Consider the following 11,123-nt stretch of genomic DNA (forward strand, 5'->3'; position numbering starts at 1 on the left):
TATGTGCGATAAATACTGAACCCTTCAGGACGAAGAATTGTGTCTGTCTTGTTGTAAGTTCCGGTTACATAGTCCCATGTGTAAACGTAATAATCCGGTCCTATATAGCCGGGATGGTCAGATACGGACTTCGCATTTGCCGTAGCTGTTATGGCTGCGTTTTTAGCGGTATTTGTCTCTTCTATAATTTGGTTCGCTTCTTCGGAGATTTGAACCATTTCAGCGCGAACTTCAGTGGCTGCATCTGTTGCCGGCTTTTGTAGTTCTGCTTTTTCTTCTTCGGTTAAATCCGAGAAATGGAGCTTTAGTTCATCCTTTTGTTCCTCTGTTAAATCGGTGAATTTAAGCTTTAAAACATCGTATGAAACTAAGGTCCGGTAGGCTGTATCCTCTTCCGATTCGTATTTCCATTCAATACCCGTAGGACCGGTTCGGAAAACTGGGGTATCACCATCATTGCCTTTCAAATCCTCCGTAGCAATAAGATTTCTCCATTCACCATCAGTATACCGCCACTGAATATACCCCTTATCGGCATCAACCTTTATCTCTACCTGTTTCCCATCAACACCTTTTAATATGGATATTGCCACACGTACAAGACGGTAGGTGCTACCGGATTGCTGAAACACAGGCAGGGAAGATATACCGGTAAGGGAAGAAACCTCACTGTATTGTCCCGGGTCTTTGGCTGTCGAAGAAATTCGTTCTGTCACTAAGCTAACCAACGAATTTAATTCCTCTTCGCTGCTAATTATTACCGGATATGATATATCTGCCATAATTGTTTTATTCTTCTACTGTTAATTTCTCCAATTCTTCATTATTCTCCTTGATTAATCCTATAATCGTAGAGAATATTTCCGTAGTCTCATTCCATGACACATCACGCTCATTGTCGTATGTGTGATAGAATTGCTTGCCTGTTTTGTAAATTAATACACCAACTTGTTTTCCATAAAGGACACTTGTTATATAGGCATTAAATACCAGCTCCTTATTAATTAAATCCAGAGTGGCATTATAGTCTATTTTAAAATTTCCGACTATAACCGTATCGCTGTTTGTTAGATTCTTAACACTTGCCATCTTCTTCATCTTTTACTGGTTCAACTTCGCTTGTACTTCTTTTTACAGCGGCAGGAACTATCAAAGAGAAAGAATGCTCGATTATGGTCATCATCGTTTCATAGTCCTTATCTTCAATCTCTACAGGCCCATCGCTGTAATATATTTTACGGGCAAGTTCAGCCATAGGAACATTAACAGCCTGACGATGAATAGCATTACCTATATCGGCCCTAAAGTCCATATTCTTAAACTCGTTGATTGCAAACTCTACATTTAACTCTTGAAAATTTACTTGTTTCATGACTAATTTTATTTATATTAATAATTATCCTACAGATATTTTTAATGTTGTATTATCTCTCCATACTCTTCCAGCTTGTTTAGGGTCAATGGTTGGTATCTCTTTTAAAAGAAGAAAGCCAGGTCCCAATCTTGATAAAATGTTACCAGAAGGGTCGTACACACCAAAACCATTATAATCCATAGTATATCGATATATTGTATTACCATTATTTGTACTTCGTAAATACATATGTAAAGCTGGATTTGATTGATAACCTGCTATATTGTTAAATTTCAATTCCGTAATTAAAGAACCTTCTGTATTAATCATCTGCATAGCTTTTGCAGAAGGGTCAATAATAATTCTATTTCCTGCAGAAGAAGTTTCTATCCTTCCGGTATACCTTCCACTTCCATCATGATACAGTATTGTTTTTGCTATTCCAGACCTAGCTTGTTCATAGGTTCCTCCAGCCCACAGCATAATATTGTCAGTATTGGCTGAAATTCCTCCTTGTTCTGACCAAACATTTCCAGATAATAAACCTAACTTTATACGTGTTGTTAGTTGTAATCCTCCAGATATGGTTGTACCATTTATTGCAGCAATCAAATCGGAATCAGTAGAATATATAGAATCGTTCGGGTTTGGAGTCCATTCCGTTGCATACTCACCTTCTTCAAGTTTCACTTGATATATATAAATAACGCTTCTTGTCTGCGAATACAACCTGAAAAATTCCGCATCAACGTCTTTGCCTTGAAATGTGAATTCGTTTTTAGAAACTCCTGACGGTATGGATAAATTCTTGGTCAACCTGTTGCCATCTGGACCAATCATTATAGATATTTGCTGCGAAACAGAAGACGAAATACGGAAACTTACAGTGTATTTTTTATCCGATGATAATCGTATTCCTGCCAAGCTATAATTTTTTATATCTCCCCAGTAATTGCTTGTATCTATATTCAAATTAAGCATTATAGCGCCATTAGAAACATCTAATGATGAAGCTCCTGTGACTTTCCAATATGTGGTATTGGTAATATTCCCCGAGTTTCTTATCATGTTAAGGTTGTAAGCATAAAAAGCTACTTTACTTGATAAGATCTTAGTAATTTCAGATGATTGATTAATAACTGATATTATAGAGTCTTTTCTTGCAAAAAGAGTATTACTGTCCGTTGTTGTTATCCATCCTGCATTTTTAATTGTATTATTTATAGTATCTACTTCTGAAGAAACAGCAGATATTTGTCCGGCCTGAATAGAGATAAGCCCGCTCAATTCTCTTTCCACTGCTCCGGTGGCGGTGTTAAGCTGCTGTTGTGTAACCCTTGCCGATATTTCTTGCGCCATGACGGATAGTTCGGCATTGTACTTTGTGTATATCTTACCGGTTTCTGCATCAACATAATCTTTAGATGCCAATAACTTAATAGCATCCAAAGTCTGTAGTATCTGCGTCTGCATATGTATTAACGCATCTGCCGTCTCGTCATTAAACAAGGAGACACCATATATTAATATTTCTCCGGTAAACTGTATCTTGAAATCGCCAGTTTCATTCCATTTGGCAACCTTGGATAGCTTTTTATAACTATCCGATATGGTTAACTGTTCTTCCGTGTATAATCCCGTACCGGGCACACCGACAGATAATGTTCCCGGCCGGATAACCTTATAAAACAATGCGAATGAATAAGTATATCCATCTTCCGGTGTTTCCGTATGTTCCGGCAGGCGCATTATGGAATTTTGTTGCAAAATGTACGTGTTCCGGATACGAAGTACATTTTTACCGTTGTCGTTAAAAATATCGGCTACCGCATCTTTTTCTACATAAAAGCTTCCGTCTACCCATAGATATTCTCCGCTCACATTAATAAAATGCGCAGTGTTGGCGGAAGTCCAATAGTTTGTATTTTGGCTGAAAGAAGAATTAACAAGTATATTCCCCCCTTCGGTGGACATATCGTTTCGAATGCCATTGATAAGGCTTTCGAATTTGCCATTCATGGCAACGAAGTTTTGCTCTATCGTATCTCCATTTTCAAGTAAGACTATTGAATTTTCAATAAAAGCACCTTTGGCATAGAGTCCCCACTGGTCGGTTAAGTCAATTCCACTTTTCGTTCGAATACCAGTCAAATTTCCAAAGCGGGCCTTGATATTGTCCATCGGATTCGTTTTCATTCCATAAACAACATCCATGTAGGGAGCACCTATCTCGTCAATCGTCGTTATTTTTACTATTCCCTTACGGGTAGAATCTGTTACCGAATCAGCACGCGTAAGAATATCCCCGTTTGCTATATCAGACAAAGAACCTACAAAGTTTTTAAAAGTGATCCAATCTAAACGGTCTTCCCCATCAGAAAGTGGTCCAATTCCTACATCTACGACCTGCAGTTCATATTGTTTGATTACTTGGTAGTCGTTTTCCACTGTAGGCATCCCATCAAATCGTTGCATCATTAATATATCACCTGATCGAAAAGGATTGTATAATTTACCTTTTCCAGTATCAAAGTAAATACGCTGTGTTACTTCGTCGTAATAAGCTACTTCCATCTGACCCGCGAAAATGAAATTGTCATTCTCGCCACGTAGCTGGGATATTATCATTTCATACACTCGAAGTTTTCCCCGAACAATCAAGTCATCCAACTCCAAGCGCCATTTTACTTCTTCTATTTCAGCAGCATTGTAGCGTTTATATGGGGCTAAATCCCAACCAAATCCATTTGGGAATCCAGAGGCAAAAGTAGGAGATCCAAGACGATTACCGATATAAAGGTCACTTCTTATACGACCAGAATCAAATGTACCTGCTCCTATTTCTGTTATCTCCCATCCCTTACCATCCCAATCGTTAATGAAAATAGATGAACCAATATTTTTATCAAAGTAAATATTACCATGTGCTACATCGTCTATATCCTTTCGAAGAAACATATCATTTGCTTCTACAAGGACATTACCCATTGCATCGTCTATCTCCTTTAGCGTTCGTAATGCAGTAAAGCCATTATTATCCGAAGGTCTTACTTGGTCATTTAATGTTATGTGATAAAAACTACTCCCGCTTCCTGTTCCGCCTGTTATGGGGGTATTAATGCTCGCTATAACTTCAGGCTTAATTTTCAATATGAGTCTGTCGTCTTCAACCTCATATAATAAATCACCCTTATTTTCATCTATAGACCAGCGCATCACTCTTTAGGAATTAAATCAATAGCGATAGACTTCATTCTTTCCCCAATTTGCGGCATTTCAAAAATATTATAGACAAGACTGGCACACATATAGCATACAGCGAGATGAAGAGTTTCCTTTAAAATATCAAGACCTTTATTATTCGCTGTAGATGCCGATTTGATATATGAAAAATATTCCATGGATCCAGAAGGGAAACATTCTATAGTAGGCCCAGAAACATTATATGACAAAACACATACCGGCTTATTGACTCCAGCTCTGGTAATCGAATTATGCTGTATGTTATATTCTTCACTATTTAAAGGATAAGCCATAAACACAGCTCTTTTCCATTCCTTTAACTTAACAGCTACCAACTTTAAGAAATCAGCTGGTAAATCTATCACACCTGCTCCATTGATATTTTGAACATCAATAGTAGAAGATGCAGTATTTATGTAATAAATAGGAGACAATAACAAAATAAGATTCACTGCGTCTGGTATCACTGAATCGATGTAAACATCGAGCTTAACCGTGTCCTCACTTAGCAGGTGAAGCTCTTCCTCTTCACCTGCTTCATTCATTATTACTCTAACTTTGTTTATTATCTCCTGCGAAGTCATTCTTTATTCTCTTCAATTTTGAGGTTAGGAAAAGATATACCAGCTTCAGAGGCCTTTTTCAAAATATTCTCTGGAGTATTCAGCGATTGATGGGAAATCCCATAATCCTTACGCAGAAGATCCTTTGCGTCTTGCCAGTCTGTGATTTCCGAAAATTCCTTCAACTCTTTAGTTGGAAGATCTTTGGCTGGGTCTGACTCGCCAATACTTTCAGACAATTTAAACAGAGAGCCAAAACAGGGCAAACCCTCCAGGGCTTTTTGGAGTATTTCATCACTTGTTCGAAAAGTATGATTCTCATCTTTAAATTCTGCGTAACCGGTAATCTTTCCGTCCACGACAACCGGGACGGAAAGAATGTTATGTGCTTTATATACTTTGATCATGACAAACTATTTTAAGCAGCGATGGGAACAACTTTAACATGGGCATCCGGATTCTGTAATACCAAACCGGAAATTTCAGAGATTGTGCGTGCATCCACGTCCTTAGTGCCAGCCTTACGAAGATCCAGATCTTTCGTCTTAAGCTCATACACGGATATTTTTCTCAAATAATTAGCATCGAAAATCAAGCCTTTATCAGCAAAACCCATCTCGTCAAGAGATTCATCATGCACACACCATAGCGTACCAAAATTAGTCTCAATTTCCTTAAACTTAACACCATATTTAGTTACCACCTTGTCATCGTTTACGATTCTATCCCTTTTGATCTTGCTCAAATTAGCCATCAAATCCGAACCCATGATAAATATCTTTGTTTTATTACCAGCGTTACCTGTGAAAGCCTTTTTCATTAAATCAACCAACATAGACTCCGTGAATTGCAAATCAGAAGAAGATGTTCCGTAAGCAAATGTTTTACCGGCTTGCCACCAAATTCCCCCTGTCAAGTAAACTTCTTTATTCGATTTGTCGTAAATAATTTTCCGTGCTCCCAGCCAAAAAGACTTGTTCATACCGCGCTTCATATCGAAAATGGCCTCTTCTTCCAGGTCGCTAAAAGTCCAATCGGCCTCTTTGTCTGATATTTTTTGCAAAGTAGATTCCTCTATTTGAGCTCTGAAAATCTGCAAATACTGTGTTTTCTTTGTCGGCACGCAAGCATAAGTCGTTGTCTGCATATCTATTTCGTTATGCGCACGCCCCGCACGTATAAGGATAGTATCAGCAGGCAAAGAAGGAATACTGTTTTCATTATCCCCAATCTTTTTCCCATTAACGGCTTCGACAATCAGTTTACCGTCTTCTGCCTTATCAAGAATATACAAAACCAGGAACTCTTCGCTTTTAACGCCAGCTTCAGTATATCCGTTGACAGACGGAACAATAATCGTTTCATATTTCGAAAAGATGCCGTTGTTCGTGGTGTCTATAGTTGCCTGGGCAAGACCGGTTGATTCATCAAATTTAGTTTTCACTTTTGCCGATACAGGCAATGTATCAGTGCTATAATATTGATGCTTTTGACTGTTTGATTTCCGTCTTGTGGCATATCGCGACAACTGTTCGAGCGGATTTCCCATTGGGCGAATTTTCACAACTCGCCTTTCAATATCATTCAAAAGTAAATCTTCTGAATTTTCATGAGTGAATTGTGTCGTTACTACCTGGTTGGTCTCTACAACTCCACCGGTTGGGCCTGTTACAGCTTCCGCACCAATAGCCCCGGCATCTACTACCCCCAAGAAGGAGCAAAGAATCATGATTAACATCATGACAAAACTTCCATTTTTAAATAAGTCTTTCATTTTTAAAATGTTTTTATTGTTAATATTATGAATAGAAATCTCTTCTAAAAGGAACGGCAGGTTTCTTGGTTCCCCCTTTTCCACCAGAGTTTAAAGCAGGTATGCCATCTCCGGTTGTCGTTTTTAACTGCTCGTCTATCTTTTGATTTCGTCCTTCCACTACTCCGGCAGCAGCTGCATCCTGAAGATCTTTTTCGTAGTTCAGACCTTTATACATCGTTTCTAAGAAAGATTTATCAATACGTCCCATCAAAGCCCCTTCAACAACAGAATAGCATTCGCCAATGAATTTTTCAAATTCTTCATCCGACATTTCTTTCTCTGCTTTGAAATCCGACATGTCCTGTACTGAAGCCTCCATATTCTTGTCCTGGTCTTCTCGCAGTTTATTGCTTTCTGCCACCCGATTCAAGTATTCCTGATTAGCCTCATTCAACTTTGCCATCTGTTCTTCATCTCCGGACATATCCAGCACATCCTTTCCAAAATATTTCACAAATGAGCTCGATGGCGAATCTCCCCCTACGATATCAGACATAAATGATGCAAATCTGGGATCTTTTTTAAACAGATCCTTTAATTTGCTATCATTGTCCTTAAACTGGCTCAGCTGGCCATGAATATCATCGTCATATTTTTCAAAAGCGCCATATCTAACCTCTGGATCTTCACTGTCAAAATCCACGTCAGGCATACGTTCTTTCATTCGAGAAAGATAACTGTCTCTCCTGCTCTTCTTTTCTTCACTTACATCTGCCATACAAATTCGTTTTTAATGTTCTATAGCGAAGAAAACAGGAGTAGTGAAATTTTTTATGTTGTAAATTAACAAAGTTGTTGTTTTCGATTATTTTTTTTGATACACTCGTAATAGGTTGTTTAGGTTATCTATAATGAGGTTAGAATTTAAGGAAGAGCGAGACCGGGACTTTTTGGCTTCTTATGATTCCGTTATAAAAAAACATGGCAAAAAAGCCCCGTATTTAAAAAGAGATGAATTGCTTTTAGAGGCCATAACATGCCCAGCTAAAAGATTCTACGTATCCGAAGAGCAATCTTTCCGGGTCATAACTAAAATGCTAAAAGGGCAAAGTATCGGAATAAGAAACCCTCTTAAATTGCAGATGTACAAAGAAATATTCTTACGGGTAAAACAGGAATTAGAAAAATCAAGCCTGCCGATAATCGAAATCATTGAAAATGTCATTAACCAAAGCGCACCAAGATTCTACATTGATCTTAAATCAGCCAGAATACTACATTACAAATTGCTAAATAAAAGAAGATGGAATACATAATAATTATACTATTCATAATTGTACATATTTCCATGGGAAATGAATTGGGCTATTCTTCTTCAAGCCCGATCTGGACTCATATAACATATCAATTCCAGCATTTGAATTGGATCCATCTCTCATTGAACAGCTTCGCTTTTTTATCACTTTGTAAAGTATTACAAAAAGCATTGCCTCTATCATTAATTCTGGCATATGCCTATTTTGCTTCAATAATCATTTCTTTCTTATCAGATATGGATCTGCCAACAGTAGGGGCATCCGGAATGATTTATACCATGTCCGGAATGTTTATCTCTATCAGCTTGATAGGAGCAAAACTTAGAATCATAGACAACAAAAAGTTTTCACTTTTCCTTTTTGGGGTCACAATAGCCCTGGTTCTATCCGCGATTAAGCCACATATCAATTTTTCTTGCCATTTGTTAGGGCTAATCTCGGGCATCATCATTGGTATAGTGGATAATTGGCTTAATTATGAGAAGCATTCAAGACACAATTAAAGAAAATAATTGCCGGCTTGAATACATAAACCAAGTCTACAATCCGGAAACTGGGGAAGGCAGCGACACATTTCCACGGGTAAAATTATGCATCAAAGACTACCCCATACCGGTACAATATATTCCTGAAAAGATGTATCAAGAAGAACCAATATGTAAGGAAGTTCATAGAGCTGGATCAATCAAAGAATACTTTAAAAAGAAGAAGATACCATATTCCAAACTCCACTATCAAGAGTTCTTAATCTGCTTTTTCAAACTCCGGATAGATTACGATTTCGAATACTTCGCTTATACGTGTCTTACTATTGAAGATGGCCGTAACGGATTAGGGGATATTCCTTTCAAGCTCAATAGAGGACAAAGAAGGCTTTTAAAAAAGCTGGAAGAACAACGTCTTGCAGGAAAGCCTATCCGAATTATACTACTCAAATCCAGGCAGTGGGGAGGTTCCACATTGATACAGTTGTATATGCTATGGATTCAGTTGGTACATAAAGAAAAATGGCATAGCATCATTTGCGCCCATCTTGACCAGGCAGCCAAGCATATTAGAGGTATGTTCCAAAGGGCCCTTAAAATGTACCCAGACCTTTCTAATGAAAAATATGAGCTCACACCATATCAAAACACACAAAACATAAAAGAGGTAAAAGCCCGGGGGTGTCGTATCACCGTTGGTTCTGCAGAATCCCCTGATTCGGTCCGTTCTCAAACCGCATTCATGATCCACTATTCCGAAGTCGGTTTATTCCCGGCTACCGAAGGGAAAAAGCCCGAAGATCTTATCGGTGCAACCAGTAGTGTAGTGAAAAGAATCCCCTACTCTATGATTGTATATGAAAGTACAGCTAAAGGCATAGGAAACTTTTTCCATACACAATGGCTCAATGCTACAGATCCAGATAAAAAATCAGCATTCGAGCCGGTATTCGTCGAATGGTTTCTCATTGATATGTATTCCGAAGAGATTAAAATACAATACGAAGATTTTATAAATAGCATGACAGACTATGAATGGATGCTATTTGAGAAAGGCGCAACACTTGAAGCGATTAATTGGTATCGGGGGAAAAGTGGAGAATCTGCATCAGAATCCAGTATGAAAGAAGAATTTCCTTCTGATGACATTGAGGCATTCCAGAACTCCGGGCAACCCGTATTTAATGTTACGCATGTTGAAAGATTACGAAAAGATTGTATTTCTCCAATTGCGATCGGAGAAGTCTATGGACGAGCTTCGGCTGCATCGGCCAAGTTAAAACCCGATCTAAGGAAAAGAGTTTTGCAGGGCGTCTCCTTCTCTGAAAACAATAAAGGATGCTTAAAAATTTGGGAGATGCCGGACAACTCAATAAATATCAGTAATAGGTACGTCATATTTGTGGACACTGGAGGCAGGAGCAGCAAGGCGGATTATTCCGTCGCAACCGTCTTTGATCGCTATTGGATGATGTTTGGCGGCAAACCGTCGGTCGTAGCTCAATGGAGGGGACACATAGACCACGATATCCTTGTGTGGAAATGCGCTCAATTAGGTGTATTCTACCGGAATGCCCTGCTTGTATTTGAAAGCAACACCCATGATACAGAAAAAGACAACGATACGGATGGCGATCACACCGAATTTATCTTTGATACGATCTCCAAATACTATACAAACCTATATTCTCGCACTCCTGCAGATAAAATAGTCGAAGGATTACCACCGAAATGGGGTTTCCACATGAACAAAGCTACAAAAGCAATGATCATAGACACCTATATCAGCATCTTACGCGAACAGGGCTACAAGGAAAGGGACAACGACGCCCTTAATGAAGCCCGGTGGTATGAGAAAAAAGCAAATGGAACCTTCGGTAATATAGACGGTAAACACGACGACATACTAATAACCCGAATGGGAGGCCTTCATGTCTGCTACGATCTTCCATTACCCAAAGAAATATCCGATAGTAAATCAATTAGAAGTCGGGGGATTCTCGGCGAATCAACAATTTAATAATTACAGTCATGAAAGAAGAAATTTCAATTATCCAGTTTTTAAAACAGTGGTTCTTCTTAAAAAGAAAATCCATTCAGTTATCACTCGCTATCCGGTTGTGTGACCTGAAGCAACAGGCATTCAACCGCCGGTACTTTGTCATACTCGACCACAACGACAAGCTGATATCACTTTCAAAAGAAGATATCAATCGCATGAAACGACTGCGTGTAATTCAAAAAAATGTAACGCATCTGGACCTGATGGAAAAGGCTTTTTACTATACTCCGCTATCAAGAAACGCTTCCAATGCGTTATCCCCCGAAGAACGTAAAAAACGCAGAGAAACTTATATAAAATACATCCGGTCAAAAAAACGTATTACCATCTAAAGAAGATCCCGG

Annotated in this window: 11 protein-coding genes and 1 pseudogene; 4 read left to right on the top strand and 8 right to left on the bottom strand. The window is 38.6% G+C overall.

All coding sequences use genetic code 11. From position 1 onward, the window contains the following. From DW103_RS15990 to DW103_RS16025, 8 genes and pseudogenes are all read right to left on the bottom strand, one after another. Positions 1 to 782, bottom strand: a pseudogene (locus DW103_RS15990) (hypothetical protein); the annotation flags it as partial. Positions 783 to 789: 7 nt separating this feature from the next. Next, on the bottom strand, positions 790 to 1,089 hold the full coding sequence (locus DW103_RS15995; RefSeq protein ID WP_122277956.1) for a hypothetical protein: 300 nt from the start codon (positions 1,087 to 1,089) through the stop codon (positions 790 to 792). After that, positions 1,076 to 1,372, bottom strand: a complete 297-nt coding sequence (locus tag DW103_RS16000) for a hypothetical protein (RefSeq protein WP_122277958.1) — start codon at positions 1,370 to 1,372, stop codon at positions 1,076 to 1,078. The genes DW103_RS15995 and DW103_RS16000 overlap by 14 nt, the downstream gene beginning before the upstream one ends. A 24-nt stretch (positions 1,373 to 1,396) precedes the next feature. Then, a complete protein-coding gene (locus DW103_RS16005; RefSeq protein ID WP_122277960.1) occupies positions 1,397 to 4,570 on the bottom strand; it encodes a hypothetical protein in 3,174 nt (1,057 codons plus the stop codon). Then, on the bottom strand, positions 4,570 to 5,142 hold the full coding sequence (locus DW103_RS16010; RefSeq protein WP_147381226.1) for a hypothetical protein: 573 nt from the start codon (positions 5,140 to 5,142) through the stop codon (positions 4,570 to 4,572). Before DW103_RS16010 ends, DW103_RS16005 begins: the two co-directional genes overlap by 1 nt. 35 nt (positions 5,143 to 5,177) lie before the next feature. After that, on the bottom strand, positions 5,178 to 5,567 hold the full coding sequence (locus DW103_RS16015; protein WP_122277964.1) for a hypothetical protein: 390 nt from the start codon (positions 5,565 to 5,567) through the stop codon (positions 5,178 to 5,180). A gap of 11 nt (positions 5,568 to 5,578) precedes the next feature. Next, positions 5,579 to 6,934, bottom strand: coding sequence for a DUF5309 family protein (locus DW103_RS16020; protein ID WP_147381227.1), 1,356 nt, complete (start codon positions 6,932 to 6,934; stop codon positions 5,579 to 5,581). Between the two features lie 25 nt (positions 6,935 to 6,959). Beyond that, positions 6,960 to 7,694: a hypothetical protein gene (locus DW103_RS16025; RefSeq protein WP_122277968.1), complete on the bottom strand. Its 735-nt coding sequence runs from the start codon at positions 7,692 to 7,694 to the stop codon at positions 6,960 to 6,962. Between the two features lie 133 nt (positions 7,695 to 7,827). Here DW103_RS16025 and DW103_RS16030 point away from each other — a divergent pair, with 133 nt between their 5' ends. Genes DW103_RS16030 through DW103_RS16045 form a run of 4 tightly spaced genes read left to right on the top strand, consistent with a single transcriptional unit; the run spans position 7,828 to position 11,111 of the window. Beyond that, positions 7,828 to 8,232, top strand: a complete 405-nt coding sequence (locus tag DW103_RS16030; protein ID WP_122277970.1) for a hypothetical protein — start codon at positions 7,828 to 7,830, stop codon at positions 8,230 to 8,232. Positions 8,233 to 8,264: 32 nt separating this feature from the next. Continuing rightward, positions 8,265 to 8,735 (top strand): rhomboid family intramembrane serine protease, encoded by a 471-nt coding sequence (locus DW103_RS18670; RefSeq protein WP_158576705.1) that lies wholly within the window; start codon positions 8,265 to 8,267, stop codon positions 8,733 to 8,735. After that, positions 8,710 to 10,737: a hypothetical protein gene (locus DW103_RS16040; RefSeq protein ID WP_122277974.1), complete on the top strand. Its 2,028-nt coding sequence runs from the start codon at positions 8,710 to 8,712 to the stop codon at positions 10,735 to 10,737. Before DW103_RS18670 ends, DW103_RS16040 begins: the two co-directional genes overlap by 26 nt. A gap of 11 nt (positions 10,738 to 10,748) precedes the next feature. Continuing rightward, positions 10,749 to 11,111 (top strand): hypothetical protein, encoded by a 363-nt coding sequence (locus tag DW103_RS16045; RefSeq protein ID WP_122277976.1) that lies wholly within the window; start codon positions 10,749 to 10,751, stop codon positions 11,109 to 11,111. Positions 11,112 to 11,123 lie beyond the last annotated feature (12 nt).

The sequence above is a fragment of the Parabacteroides sp. AM08-6 genome (assembly GCF_003473295.1).
Lineage (GTDB): Bacteria > Bacteroidota > Bacteroidia > Bacteroidales > Tannerellaceae > Parabacteroides.